The sequence below is a fragment of the Curtobacterium sp. NPDC089991 genome (assembly GCF_044748425.1).
Taxonomy (GTDB): domain Bacteria; phylum Actinomycetota; class Actinomycetes; order Actinomycetales; family Microbacteriaceae; genus Curtobacterium.
Window position 1 is genome coordinate 790,049 of the sequence record NZ_JBIVGB010000002.1, and the last position, 19,440, is coordinate 809,488.

General features: G+C 67.3%; 21 protein-coding genes. 7 read left to right on the forward strand and 14 right to left on the reverse strand.

What is annotated here, in order from left to right; translation table 11 throughout:
- Positions 1 to 28: 28 nt before the first annotated feature.
- Positions 29 to 1,003 carry a putative oxygenase MesX gene (locus tag ACIPV1_RS08985; protein WP_402726202.1) on the forward strand — a complete coding sequence of 325 codons (975 nt, stop codon included), beginning with the start codon at positions 29 to 31 and terminating at the stop codon, positions 1,001 to 1,003.
- A gap of 20 nt (positions 1,004 to 1,023) precedes the next feature.
- Complete coding sequence (locus ACIPV1_RS08990; protein ID WP_402726203.1) at positions 1,024 to 2,073, forward strand: methionine synthase; 1,050 nt, start codon at positions 1,024 to 1,026, stop codon at positions 2,071 to 2,073.
- 129 nt (positions 2,074 to 2,202) lie between these two features.
- Here the strand turns inward: ACIPV1_RS08990 and ACIPV1_RS08995 are convergent, their stop codons facing one another.
- Together ACIPV1_RS08995 and ACIPV1_RS09000 are read right to left on the reverse strand one after the other, a co-directional pair.
- Positions 2,203 to 2,700 (reverse strand): hypothetical protein, encoded by a 498-nt coding sequence (locus ACIPV1_RS08995; RefSeq protein ID WP_402726204.1) that lies wholly within the window; start codon positions 2,698 to 2,700, stop codon positions 2,203 to 2,205.
- A gap of 46 nt (positions 2,701 to 2,746) precedes the next feature.
- On the reverse strand, positions 2,747 to 4,633 hold the full coding sequence (locus tag ACIPV1_RS09000) for an alpha/beta hydrolase (RefSeq protein ID WP_402726205.1): 1,887 nt from the start codon (positions 4,631 to 4,633) through the stop codon (positions 2,747 to 2,749).
- A 264-nt stretch (positions 4,634 to 4,897) separates the two neighbouring features.
- Here ACIPV1_RS09000 and ACIPV1_RS09005 point away from each other — a divergent pair, with 264 nt between their 5' ends.
- The gene (locus ACIPV1_RS09005) at positions 4,898 to 5,413 is read left to right on the forward strand and encodes a hypothetical protein (RefSeq protein ID WP_402726206.1); all 516 of its coding nucleotides are present in this window, start codon (positions 4,898 to 4,900) and stop codon (positions 5,411 to 5,413) included.
- Between the two features lie 76 nt (positions 5,414 to 5,489).
- On the opposite strand, the gene ACIPV1_RS09010 is transcribed toward ACIPV1_RS09005, so the two are convergent.
- From ACIPV1_RS09010 to ACIPV1_RS09020, 3 genes are all read right to left on the reverse strand, one after another.
- Positions 5,490 to 5,675, reverse strand: coding sequence for a hypothetical protein (locus ACIPV1_RS09010; protein ID WP_402726207.1), 186 nt, complete (start codon positions 5,673 to 5,675; stop codon positions 5,490 to 5,492).
- Positions 5,672 to 6,334, reverse strand: a complete 663-nt coding sequence (locus tag ACIPV1_RS09015) for a serine hydrolase domain-containing protein (protein ID WP_402726208.1) — start codon at positions 6,332 to 6,334, stop codon at positions 5,672 to 5,674. The genes ACIPV1_RS09010 and ACIPV1_RS09015 overlap by 4 nt, the downstream gene beginning before the upstream one ends.
- 110 nt (positions 6,335 to 6,444) lie before the next feature.
- Positions 6,445 to 6,684 carry a PLDc N-terminal domain-containing protein gene (locus ACIPV1_RS09020; protein WP_402726209.1) on the reverse strand — a complete coding sequence of 80 codons (240 nt, stop codon included), beginning with the start codon at positions 6,682 to 6,684 and terminating at the stop codon, positions 6,445 to 6,447.
- A gap of 123 nt (positions 6,685 to 6,807) precedes the next feature.
- Between ACIPV1_RS09020 and ACIPV1_RS09025 the strand changes: the two genes are divergently transcribed.
- Positions 6,808 to 7,149, forward strand: a complete 342-nt coding sequence (locus ACIPV1_RS09025; RefSeq protein WP_402726210.1) for an SdpI family protein — start codon at positions 6,808 to 6,810, stop codon at positions 7,147 to 7,149.
- Positions 7,150 to 7,279: 130 nt separating this feature from the next.
- A complete protein-coding gene (locus ACIPV1_RS09030) occupies positions 7,280 to 7,705 on the forward strand; it encodes a hypothetical protein (protein ID WP_402726211.1) in 426 nt (141 codons plus the stop codon).
- A 682-nt stretch (positions 7,706 to 8,387) separates the two neighbouring features.
- Here the strand turns inward: ACIPV1_RS09030 and ACIPV1_RS09035 are convergent.
- Positions 8,388 to 9,980 carry a choice-of-anchor D domain-containing protein gene (locus ACIPV1_RS09035; RefSeq protein ID WP_402726212.1) on the reverse strand — a complete coding sequence of 531 codons (1,593 nt, stop codon included), beginning with the start codon at positions 9,978 to 9,980 and terminating at the stop codon, positions 8,388 to 8,390.
- Positions 9,981 to 10,673: 693 nt separating this feature from the next.
- Here ACIPV1_RS09035 and ACIPV1_RS09040 point away from each other — a divergent pair.
- A complete protein-coding gene (locus ACIPV1_RS09040) occupies positions 10,674 to 11,006 on the forward strand; it encodes a hypothetical protein (RefSeq protein WP_402726213.1) in 333 nt (110 codons plus the stop codon).
- Positions 11,007 to 11,058: 52 nt separating this feature from the next.
- Here ACIPV1_RS09040 and ACIPV1_RS09045 read toward each other — a convergent pair whose 3' ends face one another.
- The 7 genes from ACIPV1_RS09045 to ACIPV1_RS09075 form a co-directional block, all read right to left on the reverse strand.
- On the reverse strand, positions 11,059 to 11,811 hold the full coding sequence (locus ACIPV1_RS09045; protein ID WP_402726214.1) for a nucleoside phosphorylase: 753 nt from the start codon (positions 11,809 to 11,811) through the stop codon (positions 11,059 to 11,061).
- A 29-nt stretch (positions 11,812 to 11,840) separates the two neighbouring features.
- Complete coding sequence (locus tag ACIPV1_RS09050; protein WP_402726215.1) at positions 11,841 to 12,245, reverse strand: GNAT family N-acetyltransferase; 405 nt, start codon at positions 12,243 to 12,245, stop codon at positions 11,841 to 11,843.
- Positions 12,246 to 12,385: 140 nt separating this feature from the next.
- A complete protein-coding gene (locus ACIPV1_RS09055) occupies positions 12,386 to 13,198 on the reverse strand; it encodes an AAA family ATPase (protein WP_402726216.1) in 813 nt (270 codons plus the stop codon).
- A complete protein-coding gene (locus ACIPV1_RS09060; protein WP_071301383.1) occupies positions 13,195 to 14,598 on the reverse strand; it encodes a Mu transposase C-terminal domain-containing protein in 1,404 nt (467 codons plus the stop codon). Before ACIPV1_RS09060 ends, ACIPV1_RS09055 begins: the two co-directional genes overlap by 4 nt.
- A gap of 6 nt (positions 14,599 to 14,604) precedes the next feature.
- Positions 14,605 to 15,207, reverse strand: a complete 603-nt coding sequence (locus tag ACIPV1_RS09065; protein ID WP_055960814.1) for a recombinase family protein — start codon at positions 15,205 to 15,207, stop codon at positions 14,605 to 14,607.
- 140 nt (positions 15,208 to 15,347) lie between these two features.
- Positions 15,348 to 15,776, reverse strand: a complete 429-nt coding sequence (locus ACIPV1_RS09070; RefSeq protein ID WP_228506156.1) for a uracil-DNA glycosylase — start codon at positions 15,774 to 15,776, stop codon at positions 15,348 to 15,350.
- Between the two features lie 140 nt (positions 15,777 to 15,916).
- Positions 15,917 to 16,981: a TDT family transporter gene (locus ACIPV1_RS09075; RefSeq protein ID WP_240614499.1), complete on the reverse strand. Its 1,065-nt coding sequence runs from the start codon at positions 16,979 to 16,981 to the stop codon at positions 15,917 to 15,919.
- Positions 16,982 to 17,146: 165 nt separating this feature from the next.
- Between ACIPV1_RS09075 and ACIPV1_RS09080 the strand changes: the two genes are divergently transcribed.
- Complete coding sequence (locus tag ACIPV1_RS09080) at positions 17,147 to 18,079, forward strand: LysR family transcriptional regulator (protein ID WP_208385475.1); 933 nt, start codon at positions 17,147 to 17,149, stop codon at positions 18,077 to 18,079.
- On the opposite strand, the gene eno is transcribed toward ACIPV1_RS09080, so the two are convergent.
- Positions 18,064 to 19,398, reverse strand: a complete 1,335-nt coding sequence (gene eno / locus ACIPV1_RS09085) for a phosphopyruvate hydratase (RefSeq protein ID WP_083413811.1) — start codon at positions 19,396 to 19,398, stop codon at positions 18,064 to 18,066. The genes ACIPV1_RS09080 and eno overlap by 16 nt on opposite strands.
- Positions 19,399 to 19,440 lie beyond the last annotated feature (42 nt).

Here is a 19,440-nt window from a genome sequence, read left to right on the forward strand (position 1 = left end):
CGGGCGCTCGACGAACAGATTGCCGACCATGGCGAACGACCTCACCTTCAGCATCACCCGGACCCACTTCGACGAGGACTACTCCCCCGCCGACAGCTCCCGGCTGACCACGAACTTCGCCAACCTGGCGCGCGGCGAGCACCGTCAGCAGAACCTCCGTGCTGCGCTGGCGATGATCGACGGGCGCGCGAACGACCTCGCGGGGGCTTCTGCTGGCGGTGCCGGTGATCGCTACCGCCTGGAGCTCGACATCGTTTCGGCCTCGCTGCAGTTCTTCGACGGTGGATCGGACGCCGAGTTCCCGCTGCTCGAGATGCTCGACGTCACGATCGTCGACCAGCACACCGGCGAGCACCACCACGGCATCCTCGGCAACAACTTCTCGTCGTACCTGCGCGACTACGACTTCTCGGTGCTGCTGCCGTCATCGCCGGGCTTGCCGTCTGACTTCGGGGCGTTGCACGGGGCCCTTTTCCAGCGTTTCCTGGAGTCCTCCGCGTTCCGCTCGGACTTCAGTGCCGAGCCCGTCGTCTGCATCAGCGTCTCGACGAGCCAGACGTACCGCCAGAACGGGTACGTCCACCCCGTCCTCGGCGCCGAGTACGACCACGAGCACTCCTCGCTCACCGACGACTACTTCGGCCGGATGGGCATGCGGGTCCGGTACTTCCAGCCCGCCGGAGCATCGGCCCCGCTCGCGTTCTACACGCGCGGCGACCTGACCGGGGACTACACGGACCTCCAGCTCATCGGCACGATCGCCACCATGGAGACGTTCCAGAAGATCTACCGCCCGGAGATCTACGCCGCGAACACCCCGGCCGGGAGCACCTACCGCCCCACGCTCGACCACACCGACTTCACGCCCACCCCGGTCACCTACGACCGTGAGGAGCGCAGCCGCCTCGGGATCACCCAGGGTCGGTGGACCGAGGAGCACCTCGTGACGCCGCACCACGCGCTCCTCTCGCAGTTCGCTGCCGACTCCGTCCCCGCCCGCTGACCGTCTGGATCTTCACCTCCATGAGTTCTCTCCTCCCCACCGCGATCGTCGGCAGCCTGCCGAAGCCGTCCTGGCTCGCCGAGCCCGAGCAGCTCTGGTCCCCCTGGCTGCTCGACGGCGCAGCGCTCACCGAGGGCAAGCGGGACGCCCTCCGCTCCGCTGTCCACGAGCAGGAGCGCCGCGGCATCGACATCGTGAGCGACGGCGAGCAGACCCGCCAGCACTTCGTCACGACGTTCATCGAGCACCTGGACGGCGTCGACCTCGAGCGCAAGGAGACCGTCCGCATCCGTGACCGGTACGACGCGGCCGTCCCGACCGTCGTCGGTGCCGTCAGCCGCCGGGCACCTGTGTTCGTGGACGACGCTCGCTTCCTGCGCGCCCAAACGGACCGGCCGATCAAGTGGGCGCTCCCCGGCCCGATGACCATGATCGACACGCTCTCCGACCAGCACTACAAGAGCCGCGAGAAGCTGGCGTGGGAATTCGCCACGATCCTCAACCAAGAGGCCCGTGAGCTCGAAGCCGCCGGCGTCGACATCATCCAGTTCGACGAACCCGCCTTCACCGTGTTCCACGACGAGGTGCAGGACTGGGGCGTGGCCGCACTCGAACGCGCGACCGAGGGCCTTCGTGCCGAGACGGCCGTGCACATCTGTTACGGCTACGGCATCGAGGCGAACAACAAGTGGAAGGAGACGCTCGGGGCCGAGTGGCGGCAGTACGAGCAGTCGTTCCCGCTGCTGCAGCAGTCGTCGATCGACATCGTCTCGCTGGAATGCATCCACTCCCACGTGCCGCTCGAGCTCGTCGAACTGATCCGCGGGAAGAAGGTCATGCTCGGGGCGATCGACGTCGCGACCGAGACCGTGGAGACGCCGGAGGAGGTCGCGGAGGTGCTGCGGCGGGCGCTCGAGTTCGTCGATGCGGACAAGCTCATCCCGAGCTCCAACTGCGGGATGGCTCCCCTTGCGCGTGGCGCCGCGCTGGACAAGCTCGGCGTGCTGTCCGCTGGTGCGGACATCGTGCGGGCTGAACTCGTCAGCACGGCGGTGCCGGCTGCGCGCTAGCGTCCCGGTCCGGCCGGATGGCTCGCCTCGGCAACGGGGCGGGCCGTCTTCCATGTCACGCCCGGCAGGGGCTCGCGCCTCGGGCCGGTTTGGAGGCGCGGCTCGGTTCCGGTGGTCAGGCTGCGGTCGTCACTCCTGACTGTCGAGGCTCATCTTCTCGAAGTCCCCCGCGATGCACTGTGAGCTGCCATCGATCGTGTACCCACGGGGATCCGCGCGGAAGTCAGAGGAGCTCACCGGGCCACCCCTGCCCCGGACGCCGAGGATCGGGTCCTCGCCGCCGGTCTGGTACCGCTCGGTCGTGACCCCGAGCTCCTTCCAGTGCTGTTCCACCGCCTCGACGTCGGCCTTCGGGTCAGCGCTCGCGGAGCGGACCTTGGCGTAGACGTACTGGACGCCCTCTTGCCCAAGACCCCGGCCGCACTTCCCAAGCCCCGGACCGTCGCTGACTTCCCAGCCGTCACCGACCACGTCGGTTGAACCCTCGACGAACGTGACGATGGACTGCTTCGCTTCTTTCGTGTTCATGCCAGACCCTTCGCTGCAACCAGTGAGAACGGCGACAGCGAGCAGTACGGCTCCTGTCGTCCGGAGGACGGAGACGGCTTTCGCCCGTGGTGGTTTCATCTGGGAGTTCCTTCCAGATCACTTTGCTTCCGCGAAATCGGCATGATCAGTTCGTCAATCGTTCGGGCTGGCCGGTCGTGGCGTATGCGACGTTCTGCAGCGACTGCGTGTCTTCATCGAGGTAACCGCCGCCGTACCAGGTGTGCACGCCGTGATCGCGGACGGGCTTGAGGCCGGGCGCCCCGTCAGCGCCAAAGCTCGTCGCGCCGAACTCCGGAGCAGTCGGATCCTGATGATGGTCAGAGCTGAAGTCACGCCCGACCGCCGCCCATTCGTCGCCACTCCAATGTTCGATGATCGGCTTCACCACTTCTGCTTGCCCCGCGTACATCGCATCCGCGTGGATCTCATCTGCTTTGTGGATGCTGTCCGGGATCCCAGCCGAAGCGATGGTGGTGAACGAATCCACCTGCACGCCCTCGGTCGTGAGCGCGTAGGACGCGGTCGTGGTGCCGTAGGAGTGTCCGAGGACGTTGACGATCGGCATGGTACCGGCTCTCGTCGCGTCGAGGCCCTTGATCGACGCGGCCAGCTTCTCGCCGCCGGCCTTCGCGTAGTCGCTGCCGAACACGGCGGTGCTCGCCGGCGGGACGGGCGGTGCTTCGTACCCCATCCACGCGACGACGGCATTCGTGGTGCCGCGTCCTGCGGGAGCGGCCTTTGCCTGCTCGCTGTAGACGTTCTGAGCGGCATCCGCCCAATCGGTCATGCTGCCCGTGCTCGATCCCATTCCCGGCACCGCCCAGGTGACGTTCGTGGCTTCGTCGAGATCTCCGATGGACACCGCAGCCAGGGGTGGATGGTCTGCGCTGAGTACCGTGAGGCTTCGCTGGCCCTTGCGGCCGTTGGGGTTGAGTGATGCCTTGATCGATTCGAGTGCGGAGAGGTCTTCCGCGTTCTTGCGCGCCTCCGCGCTGTAGGTGCGGTCCGGGCGGCCAAGGTCGTCCAGGAACTTCTTCGCGGAGGCGATCCGGCGGTCGAGTACGGCGACGTTCGCAGCTCCGCGCGCCCAGTACGGCGCCCCTTCCAGATTCCCCAGAGTGGTCAGCACCGAGGTCGGGAGGAGTGCGAGGTCCGCAGCGTCCGCCCTCGTCAGACCGAGATCCGCCCACCTCGCCGCGACCTGGGTCGGGGTCAAGTCGTCAGCGAAGAGCCGCTGAACATCGCGGATGAGCTCGTCGTCGGTCGCCTTGTCGATCCTGGCGTTCGTCAGCGACCCGCCGCTCCCGGCTTGCTCGAACGCGTCCGCGATGCGGTCGATCCATGCGGCATCGGCTCGGTTCTCCTCGAGGAAGCGATCGAACCCAGTCACGAAGGTGCACCCCTCGATCAGCACCCAGGAACACGAAGCGGTGAACGCCGTCCATGCACTGGCGAGCGTTGCGGCCTTTGACTCGGCAGCCGCGTCGTTCGCCCGGCTGACGATACTGAAGTCGCGCAGTGGTGCCAGGTCCGCTGAGCTTCGACCGTGTCCCGTGCCACCTCCGGACCGCCTGCGTTCCCGAGGTGCGAACGCCGCATGGATCGACGGCGGTCGGACCGCAACCTCCGACGGTTTCGGCGCACGGATCGCGACTGGGGGCAGAGTGGTGGTGGCGAGCAGGGAGGTCGCTGCGGCGTGCTGGCGTTCGCGTTCGGCTTCGTTCCAAGCATCGAGTGCGTCCAGCCGTTCCTCCTCAGCCTGCGCGGAGGACTTGGCGTCGCGCACCTGACCGACGAGGTCATCCAGGACGGACGCCAACTTGCCCCGGTCGGTCGACTCAGTCGAGGCGGACTCGGTGAACCGGTCCGCGTAGGCTCCGGAAAAGTCAGCCGCTGCTTCCTCGACGGCGGACCGACGAGCCCCCGACTGAGCGCGGAGCTCGTCCTTCGCCGACGTGGCCGCTCTGACGACGGCGTCTGCCGCGGCCGCGTCGAACTCGATCTTCCCCATGACGTCCCCCTCAGGCCCACCCCGGTCCGATCTCTGACCCTACCCCGAAGCGTCGCCGAAGCATGTGTTCTACACAACAGTGAGCTGTCGAGAGCATCGTTCCGGTGCCCGGTGCTCACTAATACGCGATCTCGACCGCGATGTGCAGTGTCTCAGTAGCCTCGCTCACGCCACCATCAACCAAGAAGGAAAGCTCACGAAGTGAACCCCGCATCAGCAAGTCCTTCGAGCTCTCTGATCACGAGCAGCGACTCGGCTCGACGCATGATCCAACGGATTCCCCAGCTGCTGGCCGTTCGATCGTCGGCCACCATCGCCGTGATCGCCACAGCGGTTTTTTCACTGACCGGATGCGACGGAGGAACCGCCGTGGAGAGGGAGCAGACCCCGGCCCAGGCAAAGGAGGCCGTCGTGGCGATCGTCGACGACACCGCGAATGCGGTCGGTGGTGCGTGGTCGGTGGCGAGCGGACCGGCAGTGCAGGGCTGCAATCGCGACAGCGGCGGACGCGGCGCTGCGTACTTCACCACGAAGATGCGGGAGCAGCGCAGCGGCGATCCCGCCGAAGACGTGGCGAACGTCGAACGGCTCTGGAAGGAGAAGGGGATAGAGACCGAGCGATACAAGAGCGGCGGCGCGGAACCGACGCTCGGCCTCCGAGGTGTCGGTGGCCCGATGAAGAGCATCGACTTCCTCGCCGACGAACGCGGGTACAGTCTCGACGCCGTTTCTTCCTGCACCGCTGGCGACGCGGAGGAGCTACAGCGCAACGGGGAGTGATCCAAGAGGCGCGAGCTGTCTTCCTCGACGAAGTACAGGACTGGGGCGTGGCCACACTCGAACGCGTAGCCGCTCATCAGCCGTCGCACTTCTCCCGCACCTTCCGCTCGATGAGCGCCGTTGCGATCGCATCAGCCGCGTGCGGAGTCTTCGCGAGCGCATGGACCACCGCAGTGACTTCGGCCGCGTTGGCGATGACCGCTCCCGACGCTCGCACTTCTCCGTTGATCCAGATCGATGCTCCTCTCCGCTGCCAGCTCACGGTGCGGGACGCTCCGGCGCCTGGCTCAAGCGCCCAATCGGCGTAGCGACAGAGATCGTCGAATGTAGACCAGACGACGCCTGCCGCCGCAACGACGATCCTCCGAGCGCCCACGGCTTGATCGCACGACCGAAGAGCTTCGGCACCACGCGATCTGCCGGAGCGGGCACGAGGGCCGCAGAGCTCATCCCCGCCGGCTCGAGGACGTGCTGGCGCACAGCGTCGAACCAGTCGCCGTGCACCTCGTCGAGTACTGCGCCGAGGAGCGCGTATCCCAGGTTCGAGTACACGAACCGGCCTCGGGGCGCCACCGGTACCGCGACTGCGTGATCGAGGGGGATGCCAACGGCCTCTCGGTACGGGTCGCGGAACAGTCGGTCGCGCATCGTCGCCGGAAGCCGGGACAGACCGGAGGCGTGGTGGACGAGGTCAGCAACGGTCATCTCGACATCGGGCACACCGGGGAGGTAGTGCACGACCGGTCGGTCGACCTCGAGTGCGAGCCGGGCCGTCGTGCCCACGAGTCCCTTCGTGATGCTCCCCCACTCGAGCATCGAGGCGGTGGCGTACGACTCGCGGGGCTCACGGACGGTTCGCCAGCCGTCAGCCGTGCGAAGACTCGCACGGCAGAGCCCTCGAAGTTCACACGGGGTCCGCACCTGATCTCTCCCTCCGCAGAAGCGTCGTCAGGGCGTCTGCAGCGCCGTTCCGCCACGACCGGACTCGGGACTGGCGGCTCGGGACATCACCGCTCACCATCCGGTGAGAATCAGGCGTCGTCATCGAGGTTCTGGAACCTCTGTCGACTCCTACGGAACCGAACGGCGAACCACGACACCGGACCGACGAAGGGGACGAAGAGGACGACGAGAGCCCAGGCGAGCAGATGCCGTCCCGTCAGCGACGCGGCTCTGATCAGCGACGTGAGAGCTGCAAGGGCAAGCAACAGCCCGAGGATGCAGACGCTCATCGCGGCACCATCCAGCGCCGTCGGGACGAGAGGACTCACGCCCAGTCCTCCGTCGGCGGATTCGACATTCCGTCCGCTATCGTTCTCAGCGACGAGGCCGTGGCGACCGCAACATTGCCGTTCATACTTCAGCACACTAGCGTCGAACTCATGGATGGAGCAATGGTGTTCGCGCTGGCTCTCGAGGTCGGTGCCGCGGTACTCGTGACCTGGCTGACCTGGAGAGCCGCGAACGGGTCGCTGGCTCGGAACGATCTCGCCGGCGTCCGGACCCGGATCACCATGTCCAGCGATGCGGCCTGGCGCATCGGGCATCATGCGGCACTGCGTCCCACGCTCATCAGCGGGACGATCACCGCGGCTTGGTGCCTGGCAAGCATCGGCCTTGCTCCGCTCCGCCATCCGGTCTCGGTACTCGTGGCCGCAGGAGTGCTCGTCGGCGGCGCACTCTTGTCGATTCCGGTGGCGCACCGTGCCATCCGCCGAACCTCCCTCGAGGACTGATCGCGAAGTCGTCTCTCCCGGCGTATGCGTGCCACGCGCCGGACGGGAGGCGCGGTTCCGGCTGGCACCGCGCCTCCTGTCCAAACACGCGTTGCCGCGAAGCGTCAGGCGCACGGCGTTGACTACGGCCATGATCTCCAAGAGCCTCATCCATCAGGTCGAGAGCGCGACGGTCCGGGATCGCGACAGCGCGACGGTCGGCAAGGTGACGCAGGTGTTCCCCTCCGACGAGGACGGAAGCGCTGCCTACGTCAGCGTCGCGACGGGAATGCTCGGGAGACACCAGGCGCTCATCCCGGTCGAAGACGCCACCTTCGACGGCACGGATCTGCACGTCGGGTACACGAAGAACGCGATCAAGGGCGCGCCGTCCCTCGGAGTCGGACAGACCCTGTCCCCTGCCGAGGCGAACGCCGTCCGCGAGCACTTCGGGCTCTCCCCCGCCGGCAAGGCAACCGGCGACATGGGCGACGCGCACGAGAACCTCGATCAGGCCGGCACCGGCCCGGCGGGCGCGGACGACACCGAGGGCGCCGGGACGACGCCGCCGGCGTGAACGGTGCCTGAGCGATGACATCCGCCCGCGTTCCTTCCTCCCTACAAGCGGACCTCGGCGCGCCCCGCCCACGTGCCAATAGGAGTCTTGAGCCGAGCGTGCGCCAGCGGCTCAACAGACGATCTGATACCGGCGGGATCTAGCAGGGCTCGGGGTGGCGGTGGACGAGAGCTCTGGTTGGGCACCCTTCGCCGATCGCCGTCGTGCAGGGTGGCCGCTAGAGGACTACGGCCAGGACGACCCATCCGACGATCGCTGATGCCACTACCAACAAGAGCGGGGAGACCGACACTGGTCGTCCCTCAGACGGTCCTCGCCGTTCTCGCACGACGACGAAAACGACGCTGGCTGCGAGAACCCCAAGTACGACGGCCCATACCGCCCACCAGGCACCCCCACGTCCCAATGCGAACGCAAGCCAGCCACCCTGGGCCGGAAGTAGGAGGGCTCCGCCAACTCGGTCGGCCACCTCACGTCGTCGCCGGCCACGGTTCCGCCACGCGCCGAGCTCACGATCACGGACCATCCGCTCAATCTAGCGAGCGAGCGGGCTATGACCCGATTCTGTCAACCGCTGTGGTTTCGGAGCATCCAGCGCGTCCGGTCGACGATCGCCGGTCGAGACGAGCTTCGAACGCCCCGACCACGTCACGTGGTCGGGGCGTTCGTCGTCGCGCCGTAGTTATCCCACGGTGACGGGGACGGAGTACGACGCTGTCCCCTTCCCGGCGGCGTTCACCGGGGTGACGTAGACCATGTCGTTCCCCGCGGGCAGTCCGGTCAGTGTCAGCGGGCTGGATGTTCCGGTGACGGTGTGGCGGTAGTCGGAGAGAATGTAGCTAGTGATGGGCAGCCCGCCGTTGCTGGTTGGGGGTGTGAACGTGACGGTCACGGAACCGCTCCCAGCTGTCACGTTGGTGATGGTCGGCCGGCCGGGGGCTGTGACGGTCACCGGCGGAGTGCCGAACCGGGCGAAGGCAGGCTTGCTGACGTTTCCGGTGGTGTCCACCGCAAACAGCGCCACCGTGTACTGCTGACCGGACGGAACGGCCGGCACTGTCGCTGAGGTGCCGGACACGGTGAGCGGTGTTCCGCTCTGCAAGGTCGCGCCGGCACCGCTGCCTTGCACGAGCCGTGCCACGACGGACTTCGCGTCCTTCGACGTGGACGCCTTCCAGGTGACCTTCCGCGGCGAGGTCGCCGTCACCGTAACTGCGGTCGGCGCTGCCGGTGCGGTCACGTCGGCGCGTGCCTGCCACTGCAGCGCACCGGTCTGCGCGTTCTTGTCGACGCAGTACTGGGTGAACGACAGGTTCACAGCGTCGGGGAGCCCGGTGACCGGGTCGAGGGTGAACTGCTTCACGGTTTCCGTGCCGGTGGTGTCGCAGCCCATGGAACGCACCGTGGTGAGCAGGGAGTACCCGTTCCCCTGCCCGTGGATGTAGGTCTTTCGCGTGCCGACGGGGATAGGGCCGTCGCCGGGCCCCTCGAGGAAGACTCTGAGAACGCTTCCACTGCCGTCGAGGTTGTCGGCGTTGAACGTCCAGCCTCCGAAACCCGCTCCGACCGTCATCGCCGAGTTCGCGCCGGTGACCTTCGTTGTCTTCCCGTTGTTGACGATGTCCTTCCCGGATGAGGAGATACCCGTCGTGCCGAGGAACGCGGACCCGGTCAGCGGCACCGACCTGGTCGCCGTGCCGACCTTCATGCTCAAGGCCGCGTTCAAGGGTCCAGCAGCTTTCGGCGCGAAGCCGACCTTGAACGTGCAGGTGGCGCCGGCGGCGAGGGTTGCCTTGCACGTGCTGTTGCTGGCGGAGAACGACGTCGCGTTCACCCCGGTGACGGTCGGAGCTCCGAGTGTGACCGCGGCGGTCCCCGTGTTGTGGAGCGTCTCGACCTGCGTCGTCTTCGGCAGGCCGATGAACGTCTTCGCGAAGACGATGTTCCGAGCGCCGAAGACGACGGATCCGGCCGGGTCCTCCCCGAACCGGAACTCTCCGATCCCGGGTACGACCGCGTCAAAGCGGGTGATAGCCCCGTTGGTGGGGTCGGATGCGAGGTCGAGGATGTTGAAGTCGCCGTAGATGTACTCGCCGTTGACGGTCAACGTTGGCACTTTCGCGAGGTCGGACTGCTGCGTCCCGACGAGGCGGTAGCTGCCGGTCGTCAACGGTTTCCCGCTCGGCGGCGTCAGGATGAACGACGCGCTGCTGGTGCTCGAGACCGTCATCCGCGCGTCGATGCCGCGGGTGGTGTCCGCGATGAGCCGTCGCACGTTCGCGCCATCGGCGAACTGTGGCAGGCCACGCTCCGAGTAGTACGGGGAGAGGATTTGCAGAACCCCGCCGGTAGGTGGAGGTGTCGGTGTCGCTGCGGATACTGCTTCGAGCCCGACGAATCCGATCGCGCTGGCGGTGAGGAGCGTGGCAGCTGTCATCGCTGCCGCGCGTGTGAAGCGCTGCATGTGTCGTCCGTTCTGGTCCCCGCGTCAGTCCCACCCCGGGACGACGCCGCTGACGCTACTCGCGACGTACCGCTCTGGAACGAGCGGTGCGGGAACCCGCAACGCGGCGCCGGTGACCAGGCATCATTACCGTCCAGCCCACGCCTCAGAGCAGCATCAACCGGTCCGCGTGCAAAAAACGTGACGCGATCGGCCGGAGCAGAAGGCTGGCAGCATCATGAAGGGAAATCATCACGCTCGACCCCGGTGGGACCGTCCGAACCCTCGCGCTCGTCGATGAATCCGAGCACGCCCATCAGCTCATCATTCGAAGTGACCCACCCGTCCGGTTCGTACAGGACGGCCGAGCCTGGTGCGCCACGGAACTGCCGCACGTTCGGTTGACTGCTGAGAGGTAGGGGCGGCGGCTCCTGAGAGACAGCCCGTTGATGGATCGATCAACGGACAGGAGCGACGCTCGGTGCGGGCGAGCGTCCCGATGATCTCGGGCGCTAGCTTCGAGTGGTGGACGAGATCTTGGAAGTGTCAGAAGTCATCGCCCTGCTGCGGCCGATGTTCCACGTCATGCTCACGACCCCCGAACTCGCAACGCTCACGGTGGAGATCGTGTCGATCCACGACGTCACCGGCCCAGCGCTGGACGGGGACGATCTCGTCGAGCAGAACAGTGCCGTGGTCCGCTGGCGCATCCTGCACGAACGCGGTTGGTCCGGCGGCTTATGGGTCGAGGACGGCCCTGACGCCCTCGTTCGCAATGTGCAGAGCGATCTCCAAGACTTCATTGCGGAGAGCGAATTCGGGTGGGGTCAGCTCAGAGGGCCTCGCGCCTTACCATGATCTCGACCTGATCGTCACGGTGGAGCCGACAGCCCGTCCGGTAGCGGATCCGCTACCGGACGCTGAGCTCGATCGCAGTTCGAAGCAGCGCGGCCCGACGGCCGGATCCCGTCCACGCTCGTTCCGCCCACACGTCGCCGGTCAGGTCATCCCCGCTGTACAAAACGTGGCCGTAACGGACAGCCCGGAACCGCGCGACGGCCGCGAGCGAAGCGGCCTCCATCTCGACAGCGACGCAGCCTTCCTCTCTTCGGCGAGCCGTTCGTCCGCGGGTCTCGCGGAAGTCCGCATCGGTGGTCCAGGTCACACCGGCGGCGGCCGGTAGCCCCGCTTCGACGCACCCGTCGACGAGACGTCGAACCTCGCCATCATCGAACTCCAGTAACCGACTGGCCGGGACGTAGTGGAACGACGTCCCCTCGTCCCTGACAGCAGCCGAGACCACCAACACGTCGTCCTTCCCGAATGACGGAGCAATCGCTCCCGCTCCCCCTACCGCGATCGCTGCACGCACCCCGGACGCGATCGCCCGTTCGAAGCAGTGGGCGCTCAACGGACCACCCACGCCTGGATGGAATACGGCCACGTGCTGGTCAGGAGTGGCGTAGATCGCCATCCCGCCGAGCTGGGCGCTGAACTCCCCGATCCGCTTGAGTTCCCCGTCGCGCTGCATCTCGTCGATCGCTTCCGGGAAGAAGCAGAGAACCGCGAAGGGCGGAAACCGCCCGTTCACGCGAACAGGAGACGGCCGCACGATCGCGTCGTCCTCGTCGAACTCGTTCAGCGGCAATCGCGTGAGGCGCACCGTAGCCGATCAGCTATCGAGGCGCGTCATCAGCGCAGATGGATGAGCCCTGCGTGGGTGGGAGCAAAGCCGCAAGCCTTCTCGTAGAACGGCACCATGTCCTCGCCGTAGTCGACGAACAACCACTCGCAGCCGGCAGAGCGGACAGCTTCCACGGCATACCTGACGACCGCAGTGCCGAGGCCCTGATGCTGACGTGCGGGATGCGTCTTCGTGTCGATGAGGAACGCGTGGTCCGCGCCATCCCAAGCGACGTTCACGAAGCCAACAAGGGCTCCCTGCGGGTCTCTGCCCGCAACCCATCCGAGGGAGTGTTGGCTGACCCGATCCCACCAGCCGATCTCAGGCGAACCTCCGTGTGCCGCGGTGAGGTCCGCAAGCTCTTCGTCACTGATGGCTGAACGCCAGGTCAGCGCCACGTCGTTGTGCTGCATCGTCCCAAGTTCCCACGAGGGCGGGTCATCAGTAAAGCGTCCGATAGCCGGTGGAGAACCGGACGCTCTCCGCGATGAGCAGTCCCCTCGTGTGAGCAGCCTCGCTCTGTGTCGTCGTTTTCGCTGCGATCGGTGTCGGGTCAGGTGGTGCCGATGACGAGGGTGCTGCGGGCGGCCTCGACGACGTCGTTGGTGATGACGTCGAGCTCGTTGATCTTCAGGACGCGTTGGATCTGAGGGAGGAGGCGCTCAAGGAGCCGGAAGTTGCCGCGGGTGATGCGTTCGACGGCGGCGATGGCTTGCGCGTCGGTGAAGTCGTCGGGGTCGAGCGTCTTGCCGAGCTTGCGCCATTGACGTTCGAGGACGAAGAGCAGCTCGTCGTGGCCGACGGGACGGTACTGGTGGGCGAAACCGAGGCGGCTGTAGAGCTGCGGGTAGTGGCTGAACTGCTTCTCGATGCCGGGCATGCCGATGAGGATCATCGCTATGCCGGTGCGGTCGTACTGGTCGCGGAGCCACTCGATCGCGTTGCCGGTGAGGCGTTCGGACTCGTCGATGATGATCAGCTCGAGCAGGGACGGGTTGGGGCCGTGTGCGTGGTCGAAGTGGCGACCCTGGAGCAGGAGGTGTTCCTCGATGCAGCGTTCGGTGCGGAGCATGTCGTGCCGGAGGTCGTCCTGCAGGGCGCGCATCGTGGCGGAGACCTCGGGCGTGTAGAAGACGGTGCGGGCTCGGTGGGCGGCGGCGTAGATCTTCGTGTCGTCTTCGCTGCGTGCGGCCCATCTGGCGATGAACGGGCCGATGCTGTCCCAGTGGGCGTAGCGGCGTGCGGAGAGGGTCTTGCCGACGCCAGCGGGGCCGAAGCAGACGCCGATGGTGTTCTGCTTCCGGACGGCGTCGGCGAACTCCGCGAACCGACGGTGTTCCTTCGTGATGATGAACTGGCTCGTCATGACCGGTCCTCCTCGTAGGTCATCAGTCGCGGTTGATCCGGTGCCGGTGCGGGTGCTGGTGGGGTGTGATCATCGGGTGTGGGGCGGACGATCGCGATGCGTTCGCGGATCTGCCCGCGCAGGGCTCTTCGTTGCGCGTTCCGGGCGGCCTGGATCTGCTTGAGACTGATGGTCTCGGTCTGATGCGCGGTACTGATCGCGGTGCACAGGAACGCGTCGCGGTGAAAGACACGGATCTCGGTGACGTCGCGGGGGTCGTACCGGACGCTGACGGTGCTGCCCACGAAGGGTGCGAGAGTGGTTGCGGTGTAGCGGAGCCCTTCGAAGTGGATGCCGTCTCGTTGCACGACACGCGTGGTCGGGACGGTGAGCAGGAACCCGTCGAGCTGCTCGAGGGAGTCCGGCATTCGTGGCAGCCACCCGTCTGCGATCCACGCTTCCAGTGGGCTCTTCCGGAGCTCGCGGTGGATGCGGGCGTTGTAGCGGCGGATGAACGTGTTGATGGCACTGTCGACACCGGCGAGATCCAGCGCCGGCGTCGGCGCCGGCGCCGAGGATCCGGGTGCGAGGTGGCCGGGGAGCGTTGGGAGCAGCTCGGTGTTGATGGTGCCGAAGAACCGCTCGATCTTCCCGCGGCCCTGGGGGCGAGCGACCTGCGAGTGGATGATGCGGAGGTGCAGCACGGCGGCGGTGTCGCCGATTCGGTGGCTGGTGAAGTCGGACCCGTGGTCTGTGTAGAGCACGTCTGGGATCCCGCAGACAGGCCAGTCCGGTTCCGGCTTGTGCCAGATCGCTTGCCGGAGCGCGAGCGCGGTGTTCGCGGCGGATGGGGCGCCGAGGAACACCATGTACCCGCAGACCGCGCGGGAGTAGTCGTCGAGGATCACCGTCAACCACGGCCGTTCGGGCTTGCCGTCGGGTCCGACGATGAGCAGATCGAGCATCGTGTGGTCCGCCTGCCAGATCGCGTTGGGGCGATCCGCACGACGTCGGAGCAGCAGTTCGTGCTTGTCCCGATATGACGCGGGCCCCTCAAGCGCGAGCGTCACCATCCCGGGATCAAGCCCGTTCACGATCGACCGCACAACGGAGTACGACGGCGCTGAGAGACCTCGTTTGGTGCAGTAATTGTCGACCTGGCGGTGAATCGTGGCGATCGAAGGTCGTGGCTTGGTGAGTGCGAGCCCCTCAATCAGGCGCACCAGTTCCGGTGCCGTCCGTCGGGCGCCGTGATCGGTGCGGGTGCCGTCGGCGAGAGCCGGGTATCCGCCGGTTCGGTAGCGGGCCAACCAGCGTTGCAGGGTGCGCTCAGCGACGCCCGTGGTGCGGGCCAGGGTGGCGAGCGGGATGGCGTCCTCGACGTGCAGTCGAAGGATGCCCCACCGCTCGCTCGCGTCCATAGCCAGCTACATCGTTGGGGAAGGCTTGGTTCGTCGCGCCGCGACGGGCTCGGCGTGCTTCGCGAGTGCACGGTAGATGGTGGTGCGGCTAACGCCGAGCACGTCGCCGATCTGCGCGACGGTCATGTCCTGCTGTTCGTAGAGCCGGCGTGCGGTGCGCACCTGGTCCGCGGAGAGCCGAGATGGTCGGCCGCCGGTGCGGCCGCGGGCTCGAGCGGCGGCGAGGCCGGCGTTGGTGCGTTCCTTGATGAGGTCCCGTTCGAACTCCGCCAACGCGGCGAAGACGTGGAACACGAGCCGGCCGCCGGGCGAGGTGGTGTCGATGGTCTCCTGCAGGGACCGGAACCCGATGCCGCGCTCGGCGAGAGCGTGCAGCTGATCGATGAGGTGCCGGATGGACCGGCCGAGCCGGTCGAGTCGCCAGACGACGAGAGTGTCGCCGGGGCGGAGCTGGTCGAGGAGCTTGTCGAGCTCGGGCCGGTGTTGGAGCGACCCGGACATGGTGTCGACGAACACGCGGTAGCAGCCAGCGGCGTTGAGCGCGTCGATCTGCAGCGACGCGTCCTGGTCTGTGGTGGACACGCGCGCATACCCGAGAAGGTGACCCATGAAGAGAACGTAGCGAAACTCGACCAGGAGGGGTAGTGGCGGCACGTAGATTCTGGGACTGGGTTCCGCTACAAGACACGGCGCCTCGCACCCGGACTGAGCGCCGGTACGGATAGTTGTAGCGGAATCGTTCGTATTTGTTACGTCTGCCGCGCTCGCGCGGCGAGCCGGAGTGCTTGCACGGAACGGAGGTGTTGTTCCGATCGGTGGCGGCCGTTGGCGGGAGACGGATGTGGTGCTGCGATGACCGGAAGGAGTCGGGGGTGCTCGTCCAGGGTGAAGTGTCGCATGACGCCGTCGAGGGCAACGGCCCCGTACGTGACGATCGCAGTGAGAGCGGGGAGGGCCGCGAGCAGTGTGGCGAGGGCATGCCGCCCCTCGTCGATGTCCTCGAGTCGCACGCGGTCGGGCAGTTCCCATGGGACAAGGTTCCAGCGGACGTACTCGCCGCGTGCGAGTCCGGACTCGATACGGGCTGCTCGGAACGCGGCCGCGGTCGGGCCCGGGTTGTCCTCGCTGCAGATCGCTGCGTGCGCTGCGGCGATGGTCTGGGGGCCAGGCGACTGCATCAGGACCAGGACACGGCTGAATCTGCCGCCGGATCGTGGGTCGAAGCTCGGGACGAACCGTCGGCTGCCGTCGGGCGCGGTCCGCCACGTCTCCGCGAGACCGTTCAGCGATCGAACGTCAGCGAGTTCCTCGGGGGTACTCATGCCGGCTGTGGCGGTGCCAGCAGGGTGCCACGGATGACGGATCCGTGAAAGGTGCGAAGGGCAACGGTGATCCATGCGGCGACGAGGCCGGCGTAGTAGATGACGGCGAGGACGGCAACGACGGTCAGGCCTGAGTGCAGGGCGAGCCCGTTCAGGCCGGTGACGCAGGTCCCGACGGGGAACGTGAAGGACCACCAAGTCAGGCTGAACGGCAAGTGTTCGCGGGCAGTGCGGATGGTGATCGCGAGGGCGATGACGGTCCACAGCAGCGCGAAGCCGAGCATCGCGAACCCGTACACCAGCGCCACGACCAGCAGGGCATGCGCGGTACTCGCATCGACAACGGTGGGGGCGTTCGATGCGAGGAGGTTCACCGCGGTGATCGACTGTCCGACCGGCCCGAGGACGATCCACAGAGTCGGGACCATGCCGGCGGCCCCGACCTTGTGCTGCGCGAGACGGTTCCAGATCAGCGTGATCACGACCAGCGACGTGATGAGGCTGAGGCCGAAGAAGCCGTAGCAGGACCACAGCAGCGTCTCCCGCGCCTGCCCGGCGGGGGCGTACGGCAGCAGGAGCGCACCGGTGGAGGCGGACACCATCGGCGGGACGATCGGCATCAGCCAGCCGCCGAACGCGGAGTCGGGCTTGTTCTCGTGGCGGGTGAACGCCAGGTACGGCACGAGCACTGCCGTGAGCAGTCCTCCGATGGTGCCGATGGTCCACAGGACCCAGTCGATGGTGACGGCGGCGGGCAGGCCGACCCAGTCCTTGCCGAGCAGGAGTGTCCCGGCGCCGACGGTGAGGAACGCCATCGGTGGTGCGCCGTAGAAGTGCGAGATCACCGGGTTGAGCTGGTGCCCGGCTGCAGTGCTCCGGTAGCGGATCCAGTGCAGCACCGTCGCGGTCGTGAGGGCGACGAGGAGCACCGCGGCGATCGCCCACACGACCGTCGCCGCGAGGCGCAGCCCGGGGAACTGCAGCGGCAGTGACGCAGCTGCGACAGCGACGATCCCCGTGCCCATGATCGACGCGAACCAGTTCGGTGTGAGATTCGACACGATCAGGCCTGGCCGCTCCAGGTCACGGAACAACGCCGTCTGCGGCCGTTGGGGCAGCTGGCTACCGTTCGCGGGTGCAGGGTCCGTGCGGAGCGTTGTCATGGGCCAAGCCTGCGCGAATCCTGCCTCTGGCGGTACCCGGAACCTCTTGGCAGGGCACAATCAATGATTGTGGCACTACGGCGACTCACGGACCGAACCCTCGACCTCGACACACTCGACGTGCTCGCACGCGTCGCCGAGACCGGCTCCCTCTCCGCTGCCGCTGGAGCGCTCGGCGTCACGCAACAGGCAGTGTCTGCTCGGATCCGGGTCGCCGAGCGCATGGTCGGTCACTTGTTGGTGCACCGCTCGACCACGGGGTCGGTGCTGACCGAGACCGGCAGGCTCGTCGTCGGGCTGGCCGGACCGGTCCTCGACGCGTCTCGCCACCTCGAAGCAGGAGTGGCTGCGCTGCGGACTCCCACGGGTTCGCTCGTCGTCGCAGCGTCACAGACGATCGCGGAGCTGCTGCTGCCGGGCTGGCTGCTCGAATTCCGCCGCCGCGAACCCGACGTGCGGGTGCGCCTGATCGCGGGCAACTCCGCCGCGGTGACGGACCTCGTGCAGTCGGGTGGCGCGAACCTCGGGTTCACGGAGACCCCGGTGACGGCGGCAGGTGTGTCCGCGCAGGTGATCGCGGACGATGAGCTCGCGGTCGTCGTTGCGCCGGAACATCCCTGGGCTCGGTCGACCGGGATCACTGCGGAGGTCCTGGCGGCGACGGCTCTGCTCCTGCGGGAAGAAGGTTCCGGAACTCGCGCGACCCTCGCCGCATGGCTCAGGGAGGCCGGTTTGAGCATGTCGGTTCCGGCCGCGGTGCTGGAGACCACGAGCATCATCCGGGCGAACGCGCAGGCTGGAATTGCACCGGCGGTGATGAGCCTTCGCACGGTCGCCGCCGACATCAACGACGGGTCGCTGGTGCGGGTCCCGCTCGCTGGGCCGCCACTTGCCCGGCCGTTGCGGGCGATCTGGTCGGGAGAGCCTCAGCCAGCTGGTTCTGCTTTCCTGCGCGTCGCCCACGAGGTGACCGGTCGGGGTCAGCGCAGCCCGTAGGGCAGCTCCGGATTGTTCTCCGCGATCTCGGTGAGCCGGTTGTACTTGGCGACGCGTTCTCCGCGGGCGGGTGCGCCGGACTTGATCTGTCCGGTTCCGGTGCCGACGACGAGGTCCGCGATGAACGTGTCGGTGGTCTCGCCGGACCGGTGCGACACCATGCTCCGCATCCCGAGCGAGCGTGCGACGCCGATCGCGTCGAGGGTCTGGGAGACGGTGCCGATCTGGTTCGGCTTGATGAGCGCCGCGTTCGAGAGCCCGTCCTTCCCACCGTCGCGGATGCGCTGCGGATCGGTGACGTAGAGATCATCGCCGACGATCTGGAGCATGTCGCCGAGCGCGAACGACATCGCCTTCCAGCCGCCGTGGTCATCTTCGGAGAAGCCGTCTTCGATGCTCCGGATCGGATACCGGCTGATGAGGTCGCGGTAGTAGTCGACCATGCCTGCGCGGTCGAGCCGGCGGTCCACGACCCGGTAGCTACCGTCACCGAGCGCGAACTCGTTCGCCGCCGGGTCGAGTGCGATCGCGACGGTGTCCACGCCGGGCTCGTAACCGGCGGTACTGATCGCGGCGACGAGGAGGTCGAGGGCCTCCTCGGGCGCGGCGATCGACGGGGCGAAGCCGCCTTCGTCCCCGAGACCGAGACTGCCGAACCGTTCCCGGACCAGTGCCGCCAGCGCGTGGTAGACGTCCGATCCGATCCGAACCGCGTCGGTCATGGTCTCGGCGTTCACCGGGGCGATCATGAACTCCTGGAAGTCGAGCGCGTTCGCTGCGTGCGCTCCGCCGTTGAGCACGTTGAAGTGCGGGACGGGCAGGCGGGGCGTGCTGCCGGTGACGTCTGCGATCCAACGCCAGAGCGGCAGCTCCGCTGCGGCGGCGAGAGCGCGTGCCATCGCGATCGAGGTCGCGACGACACTGTTCGCGCCGAGCCGGCGGTGGTTCGGGGTGCCGTCGAGGGCAGCGAGGGCGGCGTCGGCCTGCCCGATCGAGGTCCACGACTGGCCGGTGATCATCGGTGCGACGTCCGTCGTGATGAGGTGCAGTGCCTGGCTCACGTCGCGGCCGCCGTAGCTGCTGCCGCCGTCGCGAAGCTCGACAGCCTCATGCGCGCCAGTGGATGCGCCTGCGGGGGCGTCACCGGTGACGACGGTGCCGTCCTCGAGCTCGAGACGCACCTGGATCGTCGGGTAGCCGCGGGAGTCGAGGATCCGGGAGCCGTGCAGGCTGCTGATGGTGACGGGGCGGCTGGTGTGGGTCACGTACTCGCCCTGATGGTGGGTGGTGTGGTGGACGTTGCTGATGTAGTCGTTCACGGCGGTTGTCGCCTTTCGGGTTGGTCGTGCGGGTGTGGGCCG